At 58.7% G+C, this 25,925-nt stretch carries 18 protein-coding genes and 1 tRNA gene; 16 read left to right on the plus strand and 3 right to left on the minus strand.

What is annotated here, in order from left to right:
- The 10 genes from Q1K49_RS10545 to Q1K49_RS10590 form a co-directional block, all read left to right on the plus strand.
- A partial coding sequence (locus Q1K49_RS10545) for a tetratricopeptide repeat protein (protein ID WP_300525842.1) occupies positions 1-2,186 on the plus strand: 2,186 nt, incomplete at its 5' end.
- A 153-nt stretch (positions 2,187-2,339) separates the two neighbouring features.
- The gene (locus Q1K49_RS10550) at positions 2,340-3,503 is read left to right on the plus strand and encodes a RelA/SpoT domain-containing protein (RefSeq protein WP_300525844.1); all 1,164 of its coding nucleotides are present in this window, start codon (positions 2,340-2,342) and stop codon (positions 3,501-3,503) included.
- A 101-nt stretch (positions 3,504-3,604) separates the two neighbouring features.
- A complete protein-coding gene (locus Q1K49_RS10555; protein ID WP_300525846.1) occupies positions 3,605-4,810 on the plus strand; it encodes an alanyl-tRNA editing protein in 1,206 nt (401 codons plus the stop codon).
- Positions 4,811-4,832: 22 nt separating this feature from the next.
- Positions 4,833-6,965: an acetate--CoA ligase family protein gene (locus Q1K49_RS10560; RefSeq protein WP_300525848.1), complete on the plus strand. Its 2,133-nt coding sequence runs from the start codon at positions 4,833-4,835 to the stop codon at positions 6,963-6,965.
- Positions 6,962-7,618 carry a glycerol-3-phosphate 1-O-acyltransferase PlsY gene (plsY, locus tag Q1K49_RS10565; RefSeq protein WP_300525850.1) on the plus strand — a complete coding sequence of 219 codons (657 nt, stop codon included), beginning with the start codon at positions 6,962-6,964 and terminating at the stop codon, positions 7,616-7,618. The genes Q1K49_RS10560 and plsY overlap by 4 nt, the downstream gene beginning before the upstream one ends.
- A 104-nt stretch (positions 7,619-7,722) precedes the next feature.
- Positions 7,723-8,202 carry a CtsR family transcriptional regulator gene (locus Q1K49_RS10570; RefSeq protein ID WP_213693997.1) on the plus strand — a complete coding sequence of 160 codons (480 nt, stop codon included), beginning with the start codon at positions 7,723-7,725 and terminating at the stop codon, positions 8,200-8,202.
- Positions 8,203-8,464: 262 nt separating this feature from the next.
- Positions 8,465-10,969, plus strand: coding sequence for an ATP-dependent Clp protease ATP-binding subunit (locus Q1K49_RS10575; protein WP_300525920.1), 2,505 nt, complete (start codon positions 8,465-8,467; stop codon positions 10,967-10,969).
- A gap of 150 nt (positions 10,970-11,119) precedes the next feature.
- Complete coding sequence (locus tag Q1K49_RS10580; protein WP_300525853.1) at positions 11,120-11,971, plus strand: peptidylprolyl isomerase; 852 nt, start codon at positions 11,120-11,122, stop codon at positions 11,969-11,971.
- Between the two features lie 234 nt (positions 11,972-12,205).
- Positions 12,206-13,705 (plus strand): Na+/H+ antiporter NhaC, encoded by a 1,500-nt coding sequence (nhaC, locus tag Q1K49_RS10585; RefSeq protein WP_300525855.1) that lies wholly within the window; start codon positions 12,206-12,208, stop codon positions 13,703-13,705.
- Between the two features lie 83 nt (positions 13,706-13,788).
- A complete protein-coding gene (locus Q1K49_RS10590) occupies positions 13,789-14,235 on the plus strand; it encodes a hypothetical protein (protein ID WP_300525857.1) in 447 nt (148 codons plus the stop codon).
- Here Q1K49_RS10590 and Q1K49_RS10595 read toward each other — a convergent pair.
- Positions 14,232-15,983 (minus strand): phosphodiester glycosidase family protein, encoded by a 1,752-nt coding sequence (locus Q1K49_RS10595; RefSeq protein WP_300525859.1) that lies wholly within the window; start codon positions 15,981-15,983, stop codon positions 14,232-14,234. The two genes, Q1K49_RS10590 and Q1K49_RS10595, sit on opposite strands and share 4 nt — an antisense overlap.
- Before the next feature lie 198 nt (positions 15,984-16,181).
- Here Q1K49_RS10595 and Q1K49_RS10600 point away from each other — a divergent pair.
- The 3 genes from Q1K49_RS10600 to rlmN all read left to right on the plus strand — a co-directional run bounded on the left by Q1K49_RS10600 (position 16,182) and on the right by rlmN (position 19,701).
- Positions 16,182-16,256: transfer RNA gene (locus Q1K49_RS10600), tRNA-Ala, on the plus strand.
- 266 nt (positions 16,257-16,522) lie between these two features.
- On the plus strand, positions 16,523-17,812 hold the full coding sequence (gene glyA, locus Q1K49_RS10605; protein ID WP_300525922.1) for a serine hydroxymethyltransferase: 1,290 nt from the start codon (positions 16,523-16,525) through the stop codon (positions 17,810-17,812).
- Positions 17,813-17,907: 95 nt separating this feature from the next.
- Positions 17,908-19,701, plus strand: coding sequence for a 23S rRNA (adenine(2503)-C(2))-methyltransferase RlmN (rlmN, locus tag Q1K49_RS10610; protein ID WP_300525861.1), 1,794 nt, complete (start codon positions 17,908-17,910; stop codon positions 19,699-19,701).
- A gap of 99 nt (positions 19,702-19,800) precedes the next feature.
- On the opposite strand, the gene Q1K49_RS10615 is transcribed toward rlmN, so the two are convergent.
- Together Q1K49_RS10615 and Q1K49_RS10620 are read right to left on the minus strand one after the other, a co-directional pair.
- A complete protein-coding gene (locus Q1K49_RS10615; RefSeq protein WP_300525863.1) occupies positions 19,801-20,556 on the minus strand; it encodes a hypothetical protein in 756 nt (251 codons plus the stop codon).
- Positions 20,557-21,283: 727 nt separating this feature from the next.
- Complete coding sequence (locus Q1K49_RS10620; RefSeq protein WP_300525865.1) at positions 21,284-21,931, minus strand: histidine phosphatase family protein; 648 nt, start codon at positions 21,929-21,931, stop codon at positions 21,284-21,286.
- A 340-nt stretch (positions 21,932-22,271) separates the two neighbouring features.
- On the opposite strand from Q1K49_RS10620, the gene hrcA reads away from it, so the two are divergent.
- The 3 genes from hrcA to dnaK all read left to right on the plus strand — a co-directional run bounded on the left by hrcA (position 22,272) and on the right by dnaK (position 25,912).
- The gene (hrcA, locus tag Q1K49_RS10625; protein ID WP_300525867.1) at positions 22,272-23,312 is read left to right on the plus strand and encodes a heat-inducible transcriptional repressor HrcA; all 1,041 of its coding nucleotides are present in this window, start codon (positions 22,272-22,274) and stop codon (positions 23,310-23,312) included.
- Positions 23,302-23,997 carry a nucleotide exchange factor GrpE gene (locus Q1K49_RS10630; protein WP_300525868.1) on the plus strand — a complete coding sequence of 232 codons (696 nt, stop codon included), beginning with the start codon at positions 23,302-23,304 and terminating at the stop codon, positions 23,995-23,997. Before hrcA ends, Q1K49_RS10630 begins: the two co-directional genes overlap by 11 nt.
- 85 nt (positions 23,998-24,082) lie before the next feature.
- Entirely contained in the window at positions 24,083-25,912 is a 1,830-nt protein-coding gene (gene dnaK, locus Q1K49_RS10635) for a molecular chaperone DnaK (protein WP_300525869.1), read from the plus strand.
- The last annotated feature ends 13 nt before the right edge of the window (positions 25,913-25,925 follow it).

Below are 25,925 nucleotides of genomic sequence, written 5' to 3' on the forward strand. Positions count from 1 at the left end.
ATGCTTTCGAGAAAGCTCTCTCCAGGGTTGCGGTTCTTCCCGATGCGCAGAAGGGATTGGGTGCCGCGCTTTTGCGTCTGGGGCGCGACGAGGAGGCGAAAAGCGTTCTGGAAAAAACGCTCGAAACCGATCAGGAGGATCTCGCGATTCTCGCTATGCTCGCAGATGTGTACCGTCGTTCGGAGGAACCGGCGAAGGCCGTCGTCCTTTACGAACGGGCATTGGCTTTGAACCCCGATGATTCCCGACTGCTTTCCGCCTTGGATGAGGCTCGAAAAGAGGAGGAGCGTTTGGTTTCCCTGGAGCGGGAACGCCACGTCACCGAAGAGACGAAGGCACTTCTGGCAGAGGGAAAGTCACTACAGGATCAGGGCAGACACGAGGAAGCTTCTGTGGCGTTTCGCCGGGCTCTCGCTCTTGATGCTGGACATCTTCCCTCTCTGAGGGGACTGGGGGATTCCTATGCGGCTCTGGGGAGGCTGGACGAGGCTGTTCGTGTCTATGAAGAGCTGCTCTCTCTTTCTTCGGGTGACATGGAGGCAAGGGCGGCACTTGAACGATGTCTGACCGCGAGAAGCGCATCGGAAGAGGCACAGAAGAAAGAGCTGGTTCTCCGGGAGAAGCTCGGGCGAGCCGATGCCTTGGCTGCCGCCGGGGAGAACCTTCAAGCGGCCACCCTTTACGGAGAGGTCGCGGAAGGGCGCTCGGACCCGCTTCTTTTCGTCCGCCAGGGGGAGTTGTTCTCTGCCGCTGGAAAAGAGGCGGAGGCTTTACATGCGTATGAACGGGCACTGAAATCCGCGCCGGGAGATCGGGAGATAGCCCGGCGCGTGGAGACGGCTCGGAAAGCTCTGGAAAAGGCCGAAAGGAAGCGACGGGTGGAACAGTTGCTCCGGAAAGCCGGAGAGGAAGAACGCCAGGGTCGTTCCCGGGATGCAGTGAAGACCTATCGAGCTGCTCTTGCTCTTTCGAGAGAGGCCGGGACGGAATCCGGCATTGAGCACGGGGAGATTTTGACCGGGCTGGGAAGGGTGCTCGCTGCTTCCGGTTTACTGCAGGAGGCGGAGAACATTCTTGTCGAGGCGATCCGAACGGCTCCCGACAGAGATACCGAAGCCCGGCGGCTTCTCTCCGGAGTGCGCTCTCGTCTCGAAGCTCAGCGGAAGCGAAGAGAAGCGGCGGTGTTGGCCGAAAAGGGGAAAAACCTCGTCGCTTCCGGACGGGCGTACGAGGGAGCTGTTCAGTTGCGAGAGGCGGTGTTGCTGGTTCCGGAAGAGCCGGATCTCCGCTTTCGCTTCGCCGAGGCGTTGAGTGATCTTGGTATGTATGGAGAGGCCGCGGGGGAATATTCCTACGTGCTTCGGAAAAGCCCGGAACGGACGGACGTGCTGAACAGCCTCGCGTGGTCCTATGCTAAACTCGGGCGGTATGACGAGGCGTTGCAGGTTCTGCTTTCGGCTCGAAACAAGGCGCCGGAGAATGTGGTTCTCCTGGAGAACGAGGGATATCTCCGTTTCCGTAGGGGGGAATTCGACCAAGCGCTTCGCGCTTTCGAGAGTTCTCTGCGTCAGCCTGAAGCCGCTCGCCCGATGGAATATCGGGAGATGGGGACCCTGTGGGAGTCGAGCGGATCTTCCCTCGGAGAAAATGCGATGATGATGGAAGGGGGGGAGCCCCTCCCTCAGGGAATTCCCTTCTGGCTTCCGTCCCCGGCGGGAGCGGGCGTCTCTTCTGCCGGATCCTCCGGTCTCTGGCACCTCTCCTTGCCTCGGGAAAGTCTTCCCGAGGAACCTTTTTCGGAGATGCTGCAGCGGGCCATTCGCCTTGCTCCGCAAATGAGAGCGCTCTACGGAAACGCCGCGGTGGCTTCTTCGTATGTGGGGCGCGGGAGAGCGAACCCCGCGAACCGTATTGCTCCCGTCGTCGGAGTTACGCGGGAAGACGGATTTTCCCGTGTCCTCCTCGGGCACGCCCTTCTTCGCAGGGGCATGGTCGATTCCGCGATGGAACAACTTGAGGAAGCGCTGAGAATCGATCCTTTCGACAGCACCGCCTATACCCTTCTGGGGCACGCGGCACTCCGAAAGGGACAGAAAGCTCTGGCGCTGGAAGCATACAAAAACGCTCTTCTCTTCGACCCCGAAAATGACCAGGCGAAGCGCGCTCTTTCCGGACTGTCCCGCTGAAGCAAACTTCTTTCGAGGTTTCGCGGGCGCCGGCGGATATTTACGCCCAGTTGATGGTGCGCGCATTTTTGGGTACACTTACCTCTTGGTGGGGTGTGCGTGGGGTCATGGAGGAATGGAGGGCCAAACTCGATCACGGGTGGTGATTCGTGCATGGATGTCCGAAGCGTCGAGGAATGGAAAGATCTCTATATTCGAGAGCACAGCCTCTACCAGGGTTTTACCGAGCGATTGGAGCATCTTGTACAGGATCTCCTGGAACAGGTGGGGATCGAACTGTTTCATGTGGAGAGCCGAACCAAGAGCATCGAGAGATTCATGCAGCGCATTGCGAACCCTTCGGCGTCTTTTCGGGATCCCGTCAACGAAATGTACGACCTCTCCGGTGTCCGGGTGGTCTTGTATTTCGCGGAGGACCTGGAGAAGATCGCTCGCATGGTGGAGGAGGAATTCACCGTCCACAAGGACTTCTCCGTTCCCTACGATGCCCTCCAGGATCCCGATGCCTACGGATACCGATCGATTCACTATGCGGTGTCCCTCGCTCCGCATCGGGCGACACTGCGGGAATGGCGCCGTTACGGAGAGATGAAGGCGGAGATCCAGATCCGGACGATTCTCCAGAATGCCTGGTCTGCCATCACGAAAAAACTTCCTTACGATGAGGTCGTTCAATCGAAGAGCCTGCTGAAACGTAAACTGCTCCGCATGAGTGCCCTTCTCGAAGAGGCCGACGAAGGTTTTCTCTCCGTGTGGGATTTCGTTCGCCAGGGACCTCTTCCTCCCGATTCGGGAGGCGCAGGCCTGTCCCAGCCTCCCAAAGGGCCGAAACCTTCCGGAGGGGTGGGGGGAGAAACGTCCCACGGTACCGGAGCTTCTCCCCGGTTCACGCAGAGTCGTTCCGGAGGGGATGGAATTTCCGTACAGACGCTTCGGCTTTATTTTGAGACCCATGCGCAGAAGCTTCGGGAATGGACTGCCGCCGCTGCGGAAATCGGTTATCCGGTAAGTGCGCGCTCCGAGGAATACGAGGGAAAAAGTCTGGAAAACCTCGTCGCGATCCTTTCGGCGGCGGACATCGCTTCCATGGAGGATTTTGAAGCCTTTCTGGGAGAGATGGAAGACGGCGGAATCGGACGGCAACACCTGCGCACGATTTTTCGTTCCTTCGAGAAAGAAATCCCTCAATGGAGAATCGATACCTATTCCTTGTTCTTCCTTTTGGTTCTCAACGCCAAATGGGATGTGCTGCAGAAGAAAGACCTCGTGCAGCTCGGTATCAAGGGTGCTACGGATCGGATCAAAGGCGCAGAGTAACCTGCCTCCGGGAGGAGGAACGCAAAGGTGTATATCGAGGGTGAGAATCTTCTCTCCCTCGTTTTTTTTTACGAATCGTCCGAATGTGGGGAGGGGTTTTTATGGAGCGCGGAAACCCGGCGACTTCCGGAAAAACCGCACGTGTTATTGCGGTGCGTGAGATACGCAAGGAGAAAGCAGTTCTTGTCCTCGAAGGAGCCCCGTTTCGACCTTCCGGAGGCGGACAGCCGGGAGATTCCGGGGCGCTTCGGGGGGAGGATTTTCTCGCTCGCGTTGTCGATTGCCACCGCGAGAACGGACTTCTCGTCGCCCCTGTGTGTGTCGAAGCGGGAATCCCGCGGGAAGGAATGTCCGTTGAAACCGAAATCGACATGGAGCGACGGCATCTCCTTTCGAGAATGCACACGGGGGAACATCTCCTTTCCAGAGTGCTCGAGGATTCCCGGGAGGGGCTTCAAATCTACAAAGTCGCCATCGGTGAGGAAGAGTCCACCGTCTATGTGCGCTACGACGGGATTGTGGACTGGGAGATGCTCTTTGCGGCGGAGGAACGGGCGAATGGGCTTGTCGCGTCGGGACTTGCCGTCGAAATTTCCGAACTGACGAGGGAGGAGGCCCGTTCTCTTCCGAGACTCAAGGCGAACTGGGATCGGCTGGAGGATGATCGTATCCGGGTCGTCTCCATCCCTGATGTGGACGTCATTGCCTGTTCGGGTACGCACGTGGAGCGCACGGATCAGGTGGGGCGGCTCTTTGTCACCGGATACGGAGGAAGTGTGCCCGAATGGGAGTTTACCTTCACCGTTCACGGAGAGTCCAGACTGGCCGAGTGCGGAAAGGTTCTTCGGAGACTCTCCCGTCGGATCGGTTGTCCTGTCGGTGAAATTGAGAAGGTGTATGACAGAGTCCAGGAGGAACGGGGAACTTTGGCGAAGGTGCTCGACAAAGTCAAACCCTATCTGGATTTTCCCTGGGAAGAGGAGCCGCTTCAGGGAATTCCCTTCTGTCATGCCACTGTTCCCGCACTTCCAAGGGATCTCGCCACTGCGCCCGTGAAGCGTTTGGTGACGGAGCGTCCGGACAGTCTCGTTCTTGCGCTGCTTCCTTCGGGGAGCGAGGTTCCCTTTCCTTTTGTTCTTGCCCGGGGAAGTGCGTGTCCCGTCGATTGCCGCGAACTGATACGGGACGAGAGCGTGATGGCAAAGGGAGGAGGCTCCGCCGACTGGGTGATGGGCATAACGCGCTGTGCGATCCCTGCGCTCTGGCGACGTGCGTTGGCGGTGCGAATGGTGTCTCGGCACAATTGAACTGTACAGGCGAGGTGCGAATATGAGAGAGACTATGCCGCAACTCGAAAAACTCTTCGTTCCGCGTTCCGTGGCTGTGGTCGGGGCGTCTCCCGCGTCGGACACCATTTCGGGAAGACCCCTCAAACTTCTGAGAGAGTTCGGTTTTCCCGGGCATGTTTTCCCTGTCAATCCGAAATATCGAACGGTGGCGGAGTACCCATGCTACCCCGATGTGGCCTCTCTTCCGGAGACCCCGGATGTGGTGCTTGTCGGAGTCCGGGCGTCGCTGGTTCCCTCGGTGATGGAAAGTTGTGCCGCACGGCGTGTTCCCTTCGCCGTCATTTTCAGTTCCGGATTCGCCGAAAGCGAGGACCGTGGTGCTCAGGAGCGGATCCTTGCCATCGCCCGTGAGGGCGGAGTGCGTATCCTGGGACCGAACTGTCAGGGCATGGTGAATCTCGTGTCCAGGGTTCCTCTTTCCTTTTCTGCATCTTTGGAAGGCGGGTGCATACTCCCGGGGCATGTGGCCTACGTTTCCCAAAGCGGGGCCTTCGGCTTCGCAACTTTTGCCATGGGGAATGACCGAGGTGTCCGGTTCCGTTACGTGGTCACAACGGGAAATCAGGCCGATCTCGACGCCATCGACGTGGGGTGCTATGTCCTGCAGGATCCCGAGGTGCGACTGCTCCTCATGTATCTGGAGGGAGTGAACGATGGCGAGCGCTTCCTTCGCATGATCCGGGAAGCGCACGAGCGGCACGTTCCCGTGGGGGTTCTCAAGGTGGGAAAAAGTCCTTCGTCCAGGGCTGCGGTGCGGAGCCACACGGCGGCGCTGACCGGGGACGATGCGGTATGGGACGCGGTGTTTCGGCAATACAGCATCATTTCCATGGAGGACGCAGAGGATATCGTGAATCTGGGGCTCGCTTTCAACGCGCCCCAGCGCCCGAATGGAAACAGGGTGGCCATTCTCACTACCTCCGGAGGCGCCGGAATCGTTACTGCGGATCGCTGCGACGACATGGGGCTTGTCGTACCCCCTCTCTCCGGAACGACCCAAGAGGAGGTGCGACGCCACATCCCCCCCTTCGGCTCCTCGCTCAATCCTGTGGACATGACAGCTCAGGTCATCAACGATCCCGAGGGATTCCCAAAATGTCTGCGGGCCGTCCTCGATTCCCCGGAGGTGGACATGGTCGTCTCCGTGCACTCCATGATCACGGGCGAGGCAGGATGGAGCATGGCCCGAAGCCTCGCAGAAGCCTGGAGAAAGAGCACCAAACCTCTCGCGTGCTGCTGGCTCATCGACGAGGCGCACGGTGGCCCCTTCCGGGAGTTTCTCCGCGAACAGGGTGTTCCACTCTTTCAGAGTCCCCGGGAATGCGTTCGTTCCCTGGCTGCGTTGGCCAAATGGGAAAGTACCGTGCCGGGAAAGATTTTCCTGGAGAATAATCCTGACGGGGCAGGAGAAAGCGCATGCCCCTTGCCTCTCCTGCCCTCGTTCTCCGGAACGCTCACCGAGTACGATGCCAAGAGGCTCCTGAAAACCTACGGGGTTCCCATCACGAGAGAGGTGCTCTGCGCGTCCCTGAGCGAAGCCAGAGATGCCGCGGAAACCATGGGGTATCCCGTTGCGCTCAAGGTCATGTCAGGCGATATTCTTCACAAAACCGAAGCCGGGGTGGTCGCCCTTCATCTACACAGCGAGGAAGAACTCCGGAATGCCTACGGAAGGCTCCTGGAGCGTGCACGCACCTTTGCGCCCCATGCACACATCCAGGGTGTCCTCGTACAGGAAATGGTCGAGGAGGGGCTCGAATGTCTCGTGGGCGTGAAGCGGGACCCCCTTTTCGGGCCTATCGTTGCGGTGGGACTCGGTGGAATCTACGTGGAGGTGCTCAGGGATCTCGTGCTCCGGAAGGCTCCGGTGGACGAGGCCACCGCGCTGAACATGATCGAGCAGCTCAAGGGCTACCCACTCCTCGCGGGAGCGAGGGGGCAGAAAAAGCGTGATATCGCTGCGCTGGCAAGCCTTCTCCGAATCGTCTCCGAGTTCGCCTGTGCGGAGCCCGATCTCCTCGAACTTGATGTAAATCCGGTCTTCGTGCGCGTGGAGGGGGAGGGCGTCGTTGCGGCGGATGCGCTGGTGCTTCGGAGAGGAGGGATATCATGAATCCGATGTGGCTCCTGGCGGGGTACTTCTGCGGATCTGTTCCCACGGGGCTTCTCGTGGTGCGCATGGTGAAGGGAGTGGACATACGGACGTACGGCTCCGGAAATATAGGGGCCACCAATGTAGGGCGCGTTCTCGGGAAATCCTGGGCTGTCGCCGTGGCTCTTCTGGACATGGTCAAAGGCGGTGTGGCCGTCGTCGCCGCCCGTTTCGCAGGAGTGCACGATCCCTGGTTGCTTGCGGGCATCGCCTTCTGCGGCGTGTGTGGGCACAACTTTCCCGTCTGGCTCGGGTTCAAGGGAGGTAAGGGGGTCGCCACGTCCTTCGGCGTGGTGTTCTTTCTCACCCCTGTTGCCGCGCCCGCAGGAGGCGCTCTTTGGTTCGCACTCATGAAAGGAACCGGGTATGTCTCCGTGGCGTCCATGGTCTCCCTCTGTACCATGCCTCTGACCATGTGGCTCGTTGATGCCGCCGGAAGTGCCCTTGTCCGGGCAGGAACGCTCTCCCCCGAAACAGCACGGTTTCTTTTCGGCACATCTCCAGCGACGATGTTTCTCGGAGGTGCCCTGGGACTCCTTACGGTCTTCCGCCATCGCGCCAACATCGGCAGACTCCTTGCAGGAACGGAGAACAAGGTGGGGCGTAAGCCTTGAGCATGAGGGAAGCGAAGCGCCGGCAGAGGGCGCTGTTTCTTGACGTATTTTGACCATATGGATATAATGGCCCGGAATCAATAATGGTCAAAGGAGGGCCTCCTGTGTCGAGTCTGACGCGCGACATCGAAAGCTACATCCGGGAATTGTTCGAGGAAGCCCAGGAGCATCAGTTGTCCTTGAGGCGGAAAGAGCTGGCGGAACGTTTCGGTTGTGTTCCCAGCCAGATCAATTATGTTCTCGCCAGCCGGTTCACGCCGGAGCGAGGATACCTTGTGGAGAGTCAGAGAGGCGGACACGGGTACATCCGCATCATGAAGATCCGTTTCGCAAACGCGGAAGAGCGCATCTCCCATCTGGACGATCTCGTGGGAAACGCCATCGGCGAGCAGGACGCCCGAAGGTTGCTCACAAGCCTTCAGGAGCGCGGTCTCCTCACCCCAAGAGAACGGCTTCTTATCGAAGTTTCACTTCGTTACCTCGACGAAATTTGTCGAACCCCTTTTGATGTGTCCCCCTACAAGCGCGACGTGATGCAGGCGGAACTACTCAAGCGGATGATCCGAGGTCTCGTTTTGGCCTGAAAGTGGGGAGAGTTGTCCTGTGTTGTGCGAACATTGCGGCGGAAACGAGGCGGAAATCCATCTCCGCGAAGTGCGGGGGAAGGAAGTCCGGGAGCATCATTTTTGTAGGGAGTGCGTCCGGCGTATGGTCGAGGGTGAATTGCTCCCGGAGTTTATCCTGGACATGTCTGCGGGAAGCGTTCCCCGGATCGAAGTGACCGTTCGGTTGCGGAATATGGCGCAGGAAGTGCAGCCATTGCGGGGACAGAGGAGGAAACCATCCATGTGGCAGTTCTTCACGGAACGTGGGAAAAAGGTTGTGCAATTGGCCCACCGCGAGGCACTGAGCATGGGGCATGACGTCATCGGTACGGAACATGTTCTGCTCGGATTGCTTGTGGAGGGAGAAGGAGTCGCGGCCCAGGTGCTGCACGCTTTCGGAGTTGAACTCGATGAGGTGCGTAGACGCATCGAGGACGTAGTGGGGAGAGGCATTCCCAAAAACAGGCCGGTGGATCTGCCGCTGAGCCCTCGGGGGAAGAGGGTGCTTGACCTCGCCATGCGTGAGGCCCGGAACATGGGCGTGAACTATGTCGGAACCGAGCACATTCTTTTGGGACTCATCTCCGAAGGCGAGGGGATTGCCGCCCAGGTTCTGACGAGCATGGGAGCCGATCTCACGAAGCTCCAGCAGGAGGTGATCGGTGCCGTTTCCGGAAACGACACGGTCCAGGAGGGGGGCGGCGAGGGGCAGACGACCGGCCAGAAACGCGGCCGCTCGAAGGCGCCTACGCTCGATCAGTTGGGGATCGATCTCAGCGAAATGGCCGTCCGTGGTGAACTTGATCCAGTCATCGGCAGAAGCAAGGAGATTCGACGGGTTATCCAGATCCTCTCACGCCGGACGAAGAACAACCCCGTTCTCATAGGCGATCCCGGAGTGGGCAAGACCGCCATCGTGGAGGGGCTTGCCCAGAAGATCGCCTCCGGAGACGTTCCCGAAGTGCTGCGGGACAAACGCGTGGTTCTCCTCAACGTGGCCAACCTGGTGGCGGGAACGAAGTATCGGGGAGAGTTCGAGGAGCGCATGCGCAAGCTCGTGAAGGAACTCCGGGAGGTCAAGGATGTGATCCTCTTCATCGACGAGGTGCACACCCTCGTCGGTGCGGGAGGGGCGGAAGGTGCGGTGGATGCGGCGAACATCCTCAAGCCGAGTCTCGCCCGGGGGGAATTTCAGGTCATCGGTGCTACGACGCTCAACGAATATCGAAAGCACATCGAGAAGGATGCCGCCCTGGAACGCCGTTTCCAGTCGGTTCTCGTCGACGAGCCCGGTCTTGAGGATGCCATCGCCATCCTCAAGGGACTTCGGGATCGCTACGAGGCACATCATCGGGCGAAGATCACCGATGGGGCCATCGAGGCGGCGGCCAGGCTCTCCGCACGGTACATCACGGATCGGTTTCTTCCAGACAAGGCCATCGACTGCATCGACGAAGCTGCGGCGAAGGCGCGTCTGAAGACCATGGAAGCTCCCGAGGCGATCAAAGAACTGGAGCGCCGTTTTGAAACGATCCGAAAAGAAAAGGAAGCCGCCGTGGTCGGCCAGGAATTCGAAAAGGCTGCCCGGCTGCGGGACGAGGAGCGGATGCTCTCGGAAGAACTCGAGACCGCCCGGAAGAACTGGCAGGTCTCCCGAAACCAGGAGGAGCCCGTGGTCGATGCAAACGAGATCGCCCAGATCGTCTCGGAGTGGACGGGAATCCCCGTCGTGCAGATGACCGAGGAAGAGGCGGCCCGGCTGCTCCGCATGGAGGAAGAAATCCACCGACGTCTCATCAACCAGAGCGAGGCCGTGAGTGCCATTGCACGGGCGATCCGCAGGGCTCGGAGCGGTCTGAAGGATCCACGGCGTCCCGTAGGCAGTTTTCTTTTTCTCGGCCCCACGGGAGTGGGAAAGACCGAACTGGCCCGGGCTTTGGCGGAATTCCTCTTCGGCAGCGAGGATGCCATGATCCGCCTCGACATGAGCGAGTTCATGGAACGTCACGAGGTGGCGAAACTCATCGGAGCTCCCCCCGGATACGTGGGTTTCGAGGAAGGGGGCAAGCTCAGCGAGGCCATCCGGCGTCGTCCCTATTCGGTGGTCCTCTTCGACGAGATCGAAAAGGCGCATCACGACGTGTTCAACATTCTGCTCCAGATCATGGAGGACGGACGGCTCACGGATGGTCAGGGACACAGCGTGGATTTTCGTAACGCTGTGGTCATCATGACCAGCAATGTGGGCGCCGAAAACGTCGTCAAAGGGAAAGGGCTCGGTTTTGCCGCTCCGGACATGGAGGCTGCTGCGGACTGGACTCGAACCCGAGGGCAGATTCTCGATGCGGTGAAACGAACCTTCCGGCCCGAATTCCTCAATCGCGTGGACGAGATGGTGGTCTTTCGCCCCCTCGAGAAGGAGGAGCTCCTGCAGATCGTGGGAATCATGCTCCAGGATCTCCACAGCCGGCTCAGAGAACAGGGTGTGGCGCTCACCGTTTCCGAAGAGGCGAAGTCTCTCCTCCTGGAAAAGGGATTCGACCCCAAGTTCGGCGCTCGCCCTCTGCGCAGAACCATTCAGCGCATGGTGGAGGATCACTTGGCGGACTTACTCCTGGAGGGACGGATCGGGCGCGGAAGCGAGATCTCCATACACATTCACGAAAAGGAACTTCATTTTTCCTTCGGAGAGGAAAACGACGTGTTTTTCCCTTCGGATCAGGAGGCGGCGGAACTCCGGAGGTGACACGGAGCGGGAGGCGGTCCGGTTCGCGGAAAGGATGGGAATGCCGTGACTTTTCTTCCGAGTTCTGTTAGCATGACCGCGGCACAGTTCGTTTCCGCCTGTTTCCGGAAGCGGCCTTGCTTCATGTCCGAAGCAGAAGGGGGAACTCGCGTGGGGGGAAAGGTTCGGCTGTCGTTGGGATTCGTCCTGTTGGTCGGGTGTCTTGTCTTCGCAGGGATGGCATGGGGTCGGACCGTTGCCGTGATCGGGGACGAGGCCATTGAGGAAGAGGAGGTCCTTTCCCTTCTCCGTCAGTACACCGAGGGAAGCGATGCCCTCGCGGGAGTTCTTCTCTCTCGCATGTCCGCGGAAGAACGAAGGACGTACATCGAAAGTCTCGCGGACTGGTTTTTGTTGGCCCGGGAGGCGACACTCCGGGGGTTGCGTTTGCGTCCCGATGTGGCGGTGTTCCTCAAGTGGAATGCCATCGGTATTCTCGGTCAGGCGTATCTTGCGGAACTCCAGAAAGAGTGGGATTTCTCCGAAGCGGCGCTCCGAGCCCAGTACGAAGCGCACGCGGAGCGTTATGCGGACGAAGAGGCCGTGCGACTCCGCTGGTGTGTCGTTCCCGACGAAAACAGGGCGAAACGGATGCTCCTGGATCTCCTCGGTGAGCCGCTTCCGCCTCTTCCGCGAGGTGAAGAAAATGCTGGTGGAGTGCGCTGTGTAGACACCGACTGGCTCCGAAGGGATGCGTTGCCGCAGGGTGTCGTCGAAGAGATTTTTCGTGCCTCTCCTGGAACAACCGGTGGACCGATTCCCACCGAAGAAGGATATGTGGTTTTTCGTCTTCTCCAGCGAAGGGAAGGGCGCCGTCTCTCTTTCGAGGAAGCGGGGGATCGAGTGCGACAGGATCTCCGGGACATCTATCTTCAGAGAGAAATGGAACGTGTTCGCCTGAAGGCGGATATTTCCATGGATGAGATGGTGCTTATGGACTTAGGCAATGTTCCAGCACGGTGAAAAATAAGTCGGGGAGCCGAAAAGGCTCCCTTTTTTGTACTTAAGTAAAGACATAAGTATGAAATGGAACCAGAAATTGCTGGACAGGTTCGAAGAACCGCGTATACTTTTGATTGAAATGTCAGAAAAGACGGAATGGAGGTGGTCTTCGGGGTGGGGGTGAAGTTGAAAAGAAACGGAAAGACGGGCGTTCTTTGGGTGTAGTTCTTGAGACGGAAGGGGGAATCTGCTCCAATGAAATCTCAGGAAGGTCGCAAACCCACGTTTGCAGAAGCACTGATCATTCTTCTCGTTTGTGCGGGCATCATCAGTTACGGTGTTCTGAAGCTCGGTGTGGATGCGCATATTCCCATCATCACGTCCGGTGTTCTCGTCGCTCTCTGGGGCTGCTTCGGGCTCAAATATCCCTGGAAGACCATTGAAGAAGGAATGCTTCAGGGTATCACCATGGCCCTTCAGGCAATTGTGATCCTCATGATGGTGGGTCTCGTCATCGGTTCCTGGATTCAAAGCGGCGTTGTACCGAGCCTCATTTATTACGGGCTCGACATCCTCTCTCCGAAAATCTTTCTCTTCGCTACGCTGCTCATCTGTTCCGTGGTAAGTCTTGCCACTGGAACCTCCTGGGGAACGTCCGGCACCGTGGGTATCGCCCTCATGGGAGTCGGCGCAGGACTTGGCATTCCCGCCCCTCTTACTGCCGGCGTGGTTATCTCCGGTGCTTATTTCGGGGACAAAATGTCTCCTCTTTCGGATACGACCAATCTCGCACCCGCAGTCGCCGGAACGGACTTGTTCAGTCACATCCGGGCCATGATCTGGACCACCGGTCCCACTTACCTCATCGTCACGGTCATCACCGTCTTCCTCGGCATGAAATATGCAGGTGGAAGTCTCGATGCGGGCAAGATCGACGCCATCCAGGCGGTCATGAAGAGCGAGTTCTCCATCAGTCTTCTCGGTCTCGTTCCGCCTCTCATCGTTATCGGTATGGCCGTCGCCAAGATTCCCGCTCTTCCGGGCCTCTTCGCCGGCATCATCTTTGCCTGCGGCATGTCTCTCTCTCAGGGATTCGGTCTTGCCGACATCGTCGGTGCGCTGCACTATGGTTACGAAGCGACGCTCTCTGCGGAAATCGCCGGAACGGAGGCTCTCGACGCGGTGGCGCAGCTCATGGCGGATCACGGCATAGCGGGGACAGCGCCGGATCTCGTCAAAGATGCGGGGACCATGCTCTCGGAGCTGCTCACCCGGGGTGGGCTGGATTCCATGATGTGGACCATCTCCCTCATTCTCGCGGCGCTCTCCTTCGGTGGCATCATGGAACGTTGCGGTTTCCTCGAGGTTCTTCTCCACGCCATCCTGAAGAGTGTCAAGAGTGTGGGGGGATTGGTTACCTCCGTCATCGTCTCCTGTTTCATCTCGAACCTCTTCCTTGGTGACCAGTATCTTTCCATCGTCATGCCGGGACGGATGTTCAAGACAGCCTTCGAGGAAAAAGGACTGCATCCGCGTATGCTCTCCCGTTCCCTGGAGGATGCGGGGACCCTCGTGTCGGTCCTCATTCCGTGGAATACCTGCGGTGCCTACAACAGCGGGGTGCTTGGCGTTCCCACCCTCGAGTACGCTCCCTATGCGTTCCTGAACTACATCAATCCCCTCGTGGCGATCGCCATGACCTATATGGGCATCGGTGTGTTCTGGAAAAAAGAGGGAGAGAAAACCGCGTCATAACGGAACCGGGCGGACAGATCGAAAAGTGGGAGGAGCGAAGCACGTTCGCTCCTCCCTGTCGTTTCGCCGGAGGTGTGGATGGAATGGAAATTCTCTGTCTTTCGAAGACGGGGCAACACCCCAGATGGATGCGTGTGGTTTCCTTCGCGGTCGGGCTTTTTCTGCTCGCCGACGGGTTGCGTCTCTATCTCAGCGCCACACTGGAAACGGGATTCAATCGTTTTTTCCCCTACCTTATCGTAGGTGGAGCGCTTCTTTATTTCAGCGGTTTTAGAAAGAGGATTTTCCTCTCTCCCGAGGGGCTTGTACGGGAAAGCACATCCTGGATGGGAAGCAATTCCCAGGTTCTCGCCTGGAAGGATGTGGCCCATGTCACATTGGCGTTCCGGAGAAACCAGATGATGTGTTTCTTTGAGCGCAGGGAGAGTGTAACGGGCATCAAGGTTCTCTTCGATCGTGACCAGGAAGGCGCAATTCGGAATATCCTTTCGACATACTGCCCGGCGGTGGAAGTGAACACCCTGTCCTAGTGATAGGGCATGTCCGATCCAAGGACCACAGCGTAAGGCAGAGAACGTTCCTGTCCATCCGAAGGCGTGTTGATGAGCTTACCCCGCCACCAGAGGGTGCTTGAGCCGCCTCCGTCCAGATTCAACGCGTGGGTCAGACCGGCGGCGGCAGCCAGGCGTTTTGCCTCTTCGAGAGTTACTCCGGTGCTTCTCCAGGAGTTTCTTCCATCCACGACCATCCACCACATGCGTTTGCCGTCGTAACCCACGAGGGTTCTGGGATGGCGGAGCGCGGTGAGAGAGGGAGAAAGCCCTTCATTGCCGAGGGACGGTTGCCCATCATGGAGCAACAGTGGTCCGGCCTGGAGGACGAACTCCATTCTCCCCATCGTACCATCCTGCCATGTGATCTGGAGTTCTGTCGGTGTTTGGAGAGGAAACTCCATCATGCGTTTTTGAAGTTCCCCCCGCACCACAAGAAGAAAACCGTCCCCCGGAACGGGGTGCATTCCCTGGGCGAAGGAACGCCACGTCATGACTCCGTTTCGCACGTGGATCTTCAGCCCGTCCCCGATTTTCACGAAAGCGCCTGAAGGTGTCGTGAAAAGACCGGCACTTTCCGGCGGCACCTCGCCGTTGAGCTTGCTCACTGGAAGAGACTGTGTTCCCGCGAGGACCCATGCCCGGTAGGCCCCGTTGCCGAAGTGCACATCACCGGAACGGTTCCATCCCACGGCGGACCTGTTTCCGTGGGCAAGTGCGACGGGGACGCCTTCCACGAAGAGGCTCCCTATGGGAACGGCGCCGTCGAAATAGCCTCCGTTGATGCCGCCCTCACCGCCGAAACCATCGGCGAGGCGCGAAAGGGGGAGTCGTTTTCCCCCGAGAAGCGAAGCCGGAACAATGCGAGGGGCGAGACGTTCCGGAGATCCGACGATGGCTGCCCAGAACAGGGCATTGCTTGCGCTGCCGCCGTGGGGGATCACCGTGGGATTGAATCGTTTCGGCAGGGAGACGGCGGCCTTCCATGCCTGAAGATAATGGTTGTAGGGACCGGTCCTAACCGACCAGGACGAGGCGTTCTCCACGATCAGAACGGTGTGGCCTGCGGAACGAAGCTCTCTGGCGCACGCCTCGGCGGCGTTTTTTTCCGGAAACTCTTCCACGGCAACAGTCCACGCGCCGGGAGGTGTCCCCACGTTTTCCCGATGCACGACAAGATCCCCCGTTTCTCCGGGGAAGGTCTCTTCCCAGATGACGCGACGGCGTTTGCACTCCCGGAGCCATGCGGCGAGACGGTCCGCGTCGCCGGGAGAACAGTTTTTCTTTGCTTCGGAAAGGAACTCCTCCGGTGGAGGAACGGTCATGGAGCGGCCGATCTTGATGAAGGCGGCAAAGTGCGGAGGAAGTTCGGCGTCGAGATCGGTGGCGAAAGTGCGGACGAGTTCACCCTCCCGGCGCCACCCCATGGCAAGAAAGGCGAAGCCCAGCGCTTCCGCTCGTGTCGCTTCGATGTCGGGGTGGAATCGGTCCCCCGGTAAAAGAATACCCAAGGCCGACGCTGTTTCGATGGCCTTCGCCCGGGGGTGAGTAGAGGGGACATCGGCGAAACGTTCTTTCCCTCCCCAGAGGGGGAGCCCCAAGGCATCCACGACAATCTGTACCACGTCACCTCTCGTGATTGCGACACAGCATGTCGGGGAAAGAAAAACACCGGTCAGCGCAAGAAAAAAGAAGTACACGGTTTTCCGCGTCTGTCGCCGTGTCATGATCCTTGCCCCCATTCAAAAAGAAAATCGTTCCTGCTGCGAGTATAGCGTGTCTTTTCCCTCCCGGGGAGAGGTGAGAGGGGTGATCCGGGTCTGGCGAGACGTTTTCTTTCTCGGCGTTGGCCCGGCGGTTTTTCAAAGCAAGTGCCGGTTGACAGAATTCCTCAGGCTCCCTATAATGTGCTTCGTTCTGCGAGTGGGGCTGTGGCGCAGCGGGAGCGCGCTTCCTTGGCATGGAAGAGGTCAGGGGTTCAATTCCCCTCAGCTCCACCACTTGGTACACAAGGAGCTTCGGCGATTCCAGCCGGAGCTCTTTTTTTGTGGGGAAGCGCTCACGAAGGGCGATTTTCGTCTTCGTGCTCTCAGTTCTTCGGGTTCTCCGGAGGGATGTTTCGAGGCGCGTGTGTTTTCGGAGAAGACTGTCCTGATCTACTCCCTTTGGTTCATTTTAGGGTATGATTTAAGGGGAGAAATCGGACCGAAAAAATGTCGGGAAACATGAGGGAGGGAACGACGTGGAGTGGTTCATGAGAGCCGGTATGGCGGAGCTGGACCCTGAGATTTATGGTCTGGTGTCATCGGAATTCGCTCGACAGCGGGATGGTATCGAGCTCATTGCGTCGGAGAATTTTGTTCCGTTGGCGATCCTCGAAGCCCAGGGATCGATACTGACGAACAAATATGCAGAAGGGTATCCGCACAAGAAATATTACGGCGGCTGCGAGTTCGTGGAAACCGTCGAAGAGGTGGCCATACGCCGGGCCTGTGATCTCTTCGGCGCCGAACATGCGAACGTGCAACCCCATTCGGGGACACAGGCGAACATGTCCGCCTTTTTCACCTTCATGGCCCCTGGAGACACCATGTTGGCTATGAGTCTGGACCAGGGTGGACATCTGTCTCATGGTCACCCGTTGAACTTCACGGGGAAGCTCTATCGTATCGTCGGATATGGCGTGACGCCGGAGACGGAGACCATCGACTACGAAGCGGTGGAACGTCTCGCGAAGGAGCATCGCCCTCGGGTGATCGTCGCTGGAGCGAGTGCCTATCCCCGTTTCATCGATTTTGCCCGCTTTGCAGCCATTGCCGCCGAAGTCGGAGCGGTCTTTCTGGTTGACATGGCTCACATCGCAGGTCTTGTCGCGGGACGAGTCCATCCGAGTCCGGTGCCCCACGCGGATTTCGTCACCACGACGACCCACAAGACGCTCAGGGGGCCCCGGGGAGCGCTCATTCTCTGTAAGACAAAATACGCTCAAGAGCTGGATCGTTCCGTCTTTCCGGGGACGCAGGGCGGTCCTTTCATGCACGCCATTGCTGCGAAAGCCCTTTGCTTCAAAATGGCAGCCACCGACGAATTTCGAACGTATGCGGCCTCTGTCGTGGCAAACGCGAAGAAGCTTTGCGCCGCTCTCGCCGAGCGAGGGTTCCGTATCGTCTCCGGCGGAACCGACAATCACCTCATCCTCGTAGATGTCAAAGGTTCCCGGAATGTCACGGGAAAGGATGCGGAGAAGCTTTTGGAAGATGCAGGCATCACGGTGAACAAGAACATGATCCCCTTCGATAAGGAAAAACCCTTCGTGACGAGTGGCGTTCGTCTCGGAACGGCTGCGGTGACTACTCGTGGTATGGGTGAGGCGGAGATGGAACGGATCGCGGAGATCATCGACAAGGTGCTTTCCGCCCCCGAAGATGCAACGTCGCGGCTCGCCGCCCGGAAAGAGATTAAGGAACTGAGCGAGGCGTTTCCGTTGTATCCGGAGCTTTTGCAGGCACCTTCGGGGGTTCGTGCTGCTTCATCGCCTCTGGCGCAAAAACCCTGATACGGGAAGAATCTTTCGAAACGCGGAACGACAGCGGATGGAAGAGGGACCCCCAGAGGGTCCTTCTTTCGTCGAAAATGAGGGAGGAGTGCGTTATGGACCGTCTGCATGCCCTGGAACTGGATTTCGAGGAATGGGTTTCGCTCCTGCGGGACGAAATGGGCGAGCCCGACTATCGGGCGGGGCAAATTTGCGACTGGATCTACAAAAAGCGTGTGTTCACCTTTGAGGGAATGACGAATCTCTCGAAAGAATTGCGGGGAAAGCTGAATGCCCTCGTTCGTTTCACCATGCCCGCGCTGGAAAAAGCGGAGATGTCCCCTCTTGACGGGACCCTGAAATATCTGTGGCAGCTTGAGGATGGAGAGCGGATCGAGTCGGTCTTTCTTCGGCATCCTCAACACACTACGGCCTGCCTTTCCTCCCAGGTGGGATGTCCTTTGGCCTGTACCTTTTGTGTTACCGGCCAGGGAGGATTCGTGCGGAACCTTTCCGCAGGAGAAATGCTCGCCCAGTTTCTTGCCATCGAGGCACACCAGAAAGGGCCGATTCAAAACGTGGTGTACATGGGCATGGGTGAGCCGCTTCTCAACGCAGAGCAGGTATTTCGAAGTGTTCGCATGCTCCGGGACCCTCATATGCGAGGACTGGGGCAGCGGCACATCACCATTTCCACCGCCGGTGTTGTTCCGGGTATCGACGCCCTTGCGGCGGAATCGCTCGGAGTCGGACTCTCCGTGTCTCTCCATGCGGCGAACGATTCCCTTCGTTCCCGCCTGATGCCGCTGAACCGGAAGTATCCCCTTGCATCGCTGCGAAAGGCATTGCTCCGTTATCAACGAGTTTTAGGGGATCGCATCACTCTCGAATACATGTTGCTCCGGGACGTGAACGATTCTCCCTCCCACGCGGAGGAGCTGGCGGCGTGGATCGGTGATCTCAAGGCCTATGTGAACCTCATTCCCTACAATGCCGGAGCGGGCAATTTCGAACGCCCTCCTCGCGAGCGGGCGGAGCGTTTCAGGGATCACCTGCGCGCTTGGGGAGTCAATGCGGAACTGCGCCGTGAACGCGGAGGAGACGTCCGCGGTGCATGTGGCCAGCTGCGAAGCCGGGAAAGCACTCCGCCTCCGGCAGGGACTTCCCGCGAGGTTCCACCCGTGAAACGGTACGGTGGTGCTCTCCGTGTTCCCCTTGATGGCGTGGGAGATCGGCGCCCGGGATGGCGGGAAGTGCAGGGTTCCGTTGAAACATCGCAGGGGAGGCGGCGGAGTACGGAAGAGACGTCCGGAAAAGGCGAAAGACATGCGAGTGAGGGACGTTTCCGCGGTGAATCGGGCAAATTCGGAAAGGCGGAGCGGGAAAGGTCGGGGATGTCCGGTCGGTTCTCCCAGCGGAATCGTCCGGGCGGGCGATCCGGAGGAACGTCTTCCGTTGAAAAAGAGGCACGGGAAGAAAGGCCTTCGTCCCGATTCGGAAAGCAGACCCGCGAGAGCGAGGGCTTTGCAAAAGAGCGAAGCGGTGCGGAGAGGCCCCCGCGGAAGGGTGTTTCTTCGCGTGCGCCTCATGCCGACTCGGGAAACGGTCTGTCGGAGCGAAAAGAAAACCGTGGTCCTTCTAAATTTAAACCGAGAGGGACGAGACGGAACGAGGAGGGGGTTTCCCGGAAGAATGAGAAGCGTGCCCCGGGAGAGCACAGTCGTTTCGAGTCAGGGGGTATCCGAAAAAGCGGACCGAGACCTTCCGAAAGTGGGGAGCGGCGTCAGGATCGGGGGCGCATGGCGGCGGGTGAATCGAAAAGAAACGTTTCCCGCGGCTCGGAAACATCGAAACGCACTTCCCGGGAGAACGGACGTCCGAGTCGGAGACGCAACGAGCGAAACGCGTGAGTTCTTGTCTTTTACGGCCTGGATTGTCGGTTCAAACGCAACCGACATGGAAGCAGGGTGCCCCTACCCGTTGCAGGATCGGGCAGGGGCAGGTGTGATTCAAGGATTCCATCGTCCGGTGAGAAGCTGCTTCCAGGAGAGGTTCATGATGCTTTCCAAAGAGACTTGTTCGCTCTTTGCCAGTGCCTCGAAATCCTGGAGTAGAAGCGAATAGGCCTTCCGTTTGCCTTTGTCGGTCTCATGAGATGCGACGAGGGTTGTCACGGGAAGGAGTTGCTGGTACACATCGGGTACGTTGACGAAACAGGGGCCGTTCTCGGTAAGTGAGATCGTGTAGATGAAGGAGAGGGATGTGCCTTCCGTGCCTTCGCCGGCGGCCTGATAGGCCGGAATGGAGGGAGAGACGTAGAGGGACGTTCCCAGTGGTGCCGTGATTTTCAATGGAATGCTGTCCCACAGGCTTGTTCCTGCGGGGCTCGCGACGAGCCAGAATTGAGAGGCGCCGGAAAGCGCGCCGAACCACAGGAACTGTCCTTTCTCCTGGTGTTCCGGATCGACAAAGCTCAAACGCCACAAGACATCCCGTCTCCAGTCCAGATCTGCGTGCCACACGGTCAGATGTTGGGCGGAATAACGAAGTCCTTCCACCTCAGGAAGACTCCTGAGGTAGCCCGGTGCTCGGAAAAAGGCTTTTACAATGCGTCCGTCCTTCTCGGTGAAGACGATCCTGAAGGGATACTCCGGAATTGAGAGAACTCGTGTCGTGCTTCCCGCGGCATATGCGGGAAACGCGAAGAGGAATGTCCCGAGAAAAACGAGAAGTGCCGTGGTGAAACGACGGATACACTGCTGCATGACATACCCCCTGAAGGATCGCAGGCTTTTGTCGCCGTCAGAGAAATGAGATGAAAACGGAGTCTTCCGGTTCGGGGGGATTTCCGGGACTTCGTTCCGGAACGTCCGCTGTCGGAAACCATTCGGGAAGGACCTCAAGGAAGGGGATACGTGGGAAAGAGTCCTTTCCAGAGGCGAAATGGATCAAGAATCCTTCTCTGTCCGACGAGGCCAAAACGGAACATTTCGGGGCGCAGGGCAAACTGCGGACTGCCCGGTCGAGAGCGGAAAAACGCGCTTCTGCGTCCTCCGGGGCGGTTACGAGAAGACATACACCCAACGCCAAAAGGCGGGGTGTTTCAGAGATGTCTACCTCGTAGACACCGCTCGTCTTTTGAATATCAAAACCCGAGGCCACCAGGAGATCTCGAGCGCTTCTCAGCGAGCCGAGACGGTTACCCGCAGTCGCTTCCAAAAACACGACCCACTCTAACACGGCACAAAACGGCGCCGGAAGCGCGAAACTACTGTCCTACGGATCATGGCCAAAACTCCCGGGCGACAGGATTTCTGTCGAAAGATGAGGGGCAGCGGCGCGCCCGGTTCATCTTAGTCGGTGCGCTGAGCAAGGTCAAGCGTGAAGCATCGACCCAAAACGCCAGGGACCGCGGAACAGGGTCGATCGGGCCGGAAACGGGGCTTTTACGGGGGACGGGTGGCTTTGGATGCATCAATGACGCGTTCGCGCTCACACCCATTCGGAGATGTACTCCGCGAGATGTCTGGTTTGGTTGAGCAGGGTGCAGCAATATCCCCGCTGAGGGTCGTGGGTGAGGATGCTGTACGAGGCGGTATCCGTATGAATCCTCCAGAAATAAGGCTCGGCGATTCCAAGCGCTGCGGCGAGAAGTGGTTTAAGGACCGCCCTGTGGGTGACGACGGCGATGGTGTCTTCCTTGTGCAGGTGCACCAGGTGTTCCAGGTTGGAAAAGGCTCTCCTCTGGACGTCCGCAAGACGTTCCGCGCCGGTGATACGAAGGCGTTCGGGGTTTGTCAGCCACAATTCCCATTCGACAGGAAAGTTCTCGCGGATGGTTTCCTTGGGGGCACCCTCCCACGGTCCGAGAGCCATGTTATTGAACCCCTCCCGCACGTCCACGAGAGCCCCGCAGGAGTGAGCCACGGCTTCGGCGGTTTCCGTCGCTCGAGAGAGTGGGCTGGTGTAGACGTACTTTGGAGCGAAGGACATCATCTCCCGGGCAAGCGCTTTTGCCTGCGCCTGCCCCGTTTCGTTCAGAGGGAAATCCCTTCTTCCCCGGAAGAGCCCCTCCCGGTTTCCGGCACATTCTCCGTGGCGGATCAGAATAATTGTCGTGTGCCCTTTCTGTTCTTTCACGAGCGTTCAGCCTCCCGAACCTGGTGGAATTATGACGGATACGTGGATGATTCGCCTTTTTGCCGGTCGATCCGTTGTCGCTCGGCGAGCGGATCCTTCCGAGTGTTTCCTGCATTCTATCACGGGATCCGGCGGAGGGGCGCCACAAGGGTGAGTACGGAGGGCTTCGCTCATCGAGAGGCACGAAAGAGTATGTGAAACGGTGTGTTTTTCTGCAAGAGTGTTTGACCAGTCTTGACAATCCCGAGTTGCGTTGGTACGCTACGGTGCGGATGACGATGGAGAATTGGCACTCGTCGCCAATGAGTGCTAGCAGTTCAATGGAAAGGGGGGTGGGGAAATGTTGTCCGAACGCCAACTGGAGGTTGTCCTCGCTGTCGTCTACGATTATATCCAGACGGGAGAGCCTGTCGGTTCCCGAACGCTTTCGAAAAAGTATCTCACGGGACGGAGCGCGGCGACGATCAGAAATGAAATGTCCGATCTCGAGGAGCTGGGTTATCTGGTCCAACCCCATACGTCGGCGGGAAGAATCCCCACATCCAGAGCCTACAGGCTGTATGTGGACACCATCCTTCAGCGTCGTCGTGCACCACATCCCGAGGCGGAGCGGTGGATCTCGGACCTCCGGGAGCAACGACGCGACGTGGAGGGCGCTCTCGCATACATTTCCCAACTCCTGACCAGAGTGACGCAATATGTGAGCGTCGCCACCCTCGCGCCTTTTCAGGAGATTCGTCTGCTCCGTGTGGATTTCTTGCGCATGGACAGTACGCATGCACTTGCCATCGTCGTCGTCGAGGGAGGACTCGTGCACCACAAGATGATTGCCTTTCCTTGCGAAGTTCGGCAGGAGGAACTCGAAACGCTTTCGCGGAGAATCAATGCGGTCATGGTGGGACGGACATGGAACGAGGCCAGGAACGACCTTCTTCAGTATGTGATGAGCGAACTTCGGGAAAAAGAAGGAAACTGCCGCGCTGCCATTTCCGAGATGGACGGGCTTCTCTCGGTTCAACCCTTTCGTTTCTACCGCGGAGGCGCTCACCATTTGCTCGCAATGCCTGATTTCAAGGATCTGGGACGACTCCATGCGGTATTTTCTCTTCTCGAAGAAGAGTCGGCCCTCGTGGAACTTGTGGATAACTGCACGCTGAACGGAACGCTTACGGTCACCATCGGCGAGGAGAATCCTGAGGAGCGCATGCACGACTGTTCGGTGGTTCTCGCCACGGCAAACGCGGGGGGGCGGAAGGCAATCCTCGGTCTCATCGGTCCGGTGCGGATGAATTACGAAAGCTCCATCGCCGTGCTCGAAACGGTTCTCGAAGGACTGCGCGAGGACGATGGAAGTGAGGAGGAACAACGGCATGTTCACTGACGCGAAAATGCGCGACGAGGCTCTTTTGCGGGAATGTCGTTCTCCCGGGGAGGAGCGGGGGGAAGGGAAGCCCAGAGAAGGAACGGATGTCCACGGAAGGCGGGGCGGAGGTCCCACCAGGGCGGAATTGGCGGCCTGCGTGGCTGGGCTGCAGGAAGAAGCGGAGGTGTTACGGCGACGTCTCGATGAGGCGGAGGCCCTTGCGGAATCGCGAAAGAGTGTCCTGGAGGAGATGGAAAAGGAACTTGCCGAGAAAAACGAGGAAAGTGCACGGCTCCGCGCTGATTTCCACAATTTTCGGCAACGGGTGGAACGTGACGCGGCGCGCCTTCGGGAACTTGCAGGGGAGCGTGCGGTCCTGCTTCTCGTCCCGGTGCTCGACAATCTTGACAGGGCGATTGCCGCCGCTCAGGCGGATGACCCTCTTTTGAAAGGTGTTTCCATGGTGCGGAAGCAGTTTTTCGGCGCTCTCCAGGAATTGGGAGTGAGCTCCATCCCCTGCGACGGTGCATTCGACCCGGCCGTGCACGAAGCCGTCGCGCTCGTCCCCGTGCAGGATCCTGCGATGGATGGACAGATCGTACAGGAACTCCAGATGGGGTATATTCTCGGCGGAAAAGTCCTGCGGGCTGCGCAGGTCCGGGTGGGGCGCCTCCAGGCGGAATCCGCTCCGGAGGGTGCATGAGCAAAACGAGAAAGACGGGAACGCCGGCCCGGAACGGCTGCGTTCTCTTGGAAGTTCATTTCAAAGGACGACGAGGTGATCCGAAATGGCAAAGGTTGTAGGAATAGACCTGGGAACCACGAACAGCTGTATTGCAGTTAAGGAAGGCGATGCCATCACGGTGATCGCCAATGCGGAGGGCATGCGTACCACTCCTTCCGTTGTGGCGTTCACGAAAGAAGGGGAACGGCTTGTCGGACAGCTTGCCAAGCGGCAGGCCATCGTCAACCCCGAGCGCACGGTGATCTCCATTAAGCGGAAAATGGGTACCGATCACAAGGTGCGCATCGATGACAAGCACTACACGCCGCAGGAGATCTCCTCCATGATTCTCCAGAAGATGAAGCGCGACGCCGAGGAGTATCTGGGCGAACCCGTCACGAAGGCGGTCATCACCGTTCCCGCCTATTTCACGGACGCGCAGCGCCAGGCGACGAAGGACGCCGGTGCCATCGCCGGGCTCGAAGTGCTCCGCATCATCAATGAGCCCACGGCGGCAGCCCTTGCCTACGGTGCCAACAAAGAGGGGGAGCACAAACTCCTGGTTTTCGATCTCGGCGGCGGTACCTTCGACGTGTCCGTTCTCGACGTGGGAGAGGGCGTCTTCGAAGTCCTCGCCACATCGGGGGACAATCTCCTCGGCGGCGACGACTGGGACATGAAGATCGTGGACTGGATGGTGGAGGAGTTCCGCAAAAGCGACGGCATCGATCTCCGCAAGGACAAGATGGCCATGCAGCGCCTTCGGGAGGCTGCCGAAAAAGCGAAGGTGGAACTGTCCTCCATGCCCGAGACCTCGGTCTCTCTTCCCTTCATCACGGCGGATCAGAACGGTCCAAAGCACCTGGAACTCACGCTCACCCGGGCTCGTTTCGAGGAGATGACCGCGGGTCTTCTGGAGCGAGTTGTGGAGCCTACCCGCAGAGCACTCTCCGATGCGGGGCTCACCGCGCAGGAGATCGACAAGGTGCTCCTCGTGGGGGGGGCCACGCGCATGCCCATGGTGCAGAAGAAGATTCGAGAACTCCTCGGCAAGGACCCCACGAAGGGAATCAACCCCGACGAATGTGTTGCCGTGGGCGCCGCGATTCAGGCGGCGATTTTGGCGGGGGAGCACAAGGACATCGTTCTCGTGGATGTGACACCCCTTTCGCTGGGGCTTGAGACACTGGGTGGAGTTTTTACGAAAATCATCGACAGGAACACGGCCATTCCTGCCTCCAAAAGTCAGATCTTCACCACCGCCGGGGACAACCAGACTCAGGTGGAAGTGCATGTCCTGCAGGGCGAACGCGCCATGGCCGCGGACAACGTGAGCCTCGGTCGCTTTTTCCTCGACGGCATTCCCGCCGCGCCCAGGGGCATTCCCCAGATCGAGGTGACCTTCAACATCGACGTGAACGGCATCCTCAATGTGACCGCCAAGGATAAGGCCACGAGTAAGAGCCAGCACATCACCATCCAATCCTCCAGGCTCTCCGAGGCGGAGATCGAGCGGATGAAGAACGAGGCCGAGAGCAACGAGGATGCGGACAAGAAAAAGAAGGAACTTGCCGAAGCCAGAAACGAAGCGGACAGCACCGTGTACAACACGGAGAAACTCCTCCGCGACCTCGGCGACAAAGTGACGCCCGAGGAGAAGGGCAAGATTCAGACGGGCTTGGAGGCGCTCAAACGTGCCTCCTCGGAGAGCGACCCCGAGGCGATCCGGAAAGCCCTGAGTGCGCTCACTGCGGAGGTGCACCCTCTGGTGCAGCGGCTGTATGCCCAGGAAACCTCTCAGGGCGACGCGGCGAAGGCGGCGCCGGAACAGGGTGCCGCCGAGTCTCAGGGGGATACGGTGGACGCGGAGTTCTCGGACAAGGGCGAGGCGTAGGGAGTGACGGAAA

This window comes from Aminiphilus sp. (genome assembly GCF_029975095.1).
Classification (GTDB): Bacteria; Synergistota; Synergistia; order Synergistales; family Aminiphilaceae; genus Aminiphilus.

Excerpts from the sequence above, each read along its gene's own strand:
- Q1K49_RS10550 (WP_300525844.1), top strand. The coding sequence starts at position 2,340 with ATGGATGTCCGAAGCGTCGAGGAATGGAAAGATCTCTATATTCGAGAG.
- Q1K49_RS10555 (WP_300525846.1), top strand. The coding sequence starts at position 3,605 with ATGGAGCGCGGAAACCCGGCGACTTCCGGAAAAACCGCACGTGTTATT.
- Q1K49_RS10560 (WP_300525848.1), top strand. The coding sequence starts at position 4,833 with ATGAGAGAGACTATGCCGCAACTCGAAAAACTCTTCGTTCCGCGTTCC.
- plsY (WP_300525850.1), top strand. The coding sequence starts at position 6,962 with ATGAATCCGATGTGGCTCCTGGCGGGGTACTTCTGCGGATCTGTTCCC.
- Q1K49_RS10575 (WP_300525920.1), top strand. The coding sequence starts at position 8,465 with ATGTGGCAGTTCTTCACGGAACGTGGGAAAAAGGTTGTGCAATTGGCC.
- nhaC (WP_300525855.1), top strand. The coding sequence starts at position 12,206 with ATGAAATCTCAGGAAGGTCGCAAACCCACGTTTGCAGAAGCACTGATC.
- Q1K49_RS10590 (WP_300525857.1), top strand. The coding sequence starts at position 13,789 with ATGGAAATTCTCTGTCTTTCGAAGACGGGGCAACACCCCAGATGGATG.
- Q1K49_RS10595 (WP_300525859.1), bottom strand. The coding sequence starts at position 15,983 with ATGACACGGCGACAGACGCGGAAAACCGTGTACTTCTTTTTTCTTGCG.
- glyA (WP_300525922.1), top strand. The coding sequence starts at position 16,523 with ATGGCGGAGCTGGACCCTGAGATTTATGGTCTGGTGTCATCGGAATTC.
- rlmN (WP_300525861.1), top strand. The coding sequence starts at position 17,908 with ATGGACCGTCTGCATGCCCTGGAACTGGATTTCGAGGAATGGGTTTCG.
- Q1K49_RS10615 (WP_300525863.1), bottom strand. The coding sequence starts at position 20,556 with ATGCAGCAGTGTATCCGTCGTTTCACCACGGCACTTCTCGTTTTTCTC.
- hrcA (WP_300525867.1), top strand. The coding sequence starts at position 22,272 with ATGTTGTCCGAACGCCAACTGGAGGTTGTCCTCGCTGTCGTCTACGAT.
- Q1K49_RS10630 (WP_300525868.1), top strand. The coding sequence starts at position 23,302 with ATGTTCACTGACGCGAAAATGCGCGACGAGGCTCTTTTGCGGGAATGT.
- dnaK (WP_300525869.1), top strand. The coding sequence starts at position 24,083 with ATGGCAAAGGTTGTAGGAATAGACCTGGGAACCACGAACAGCTGTATT.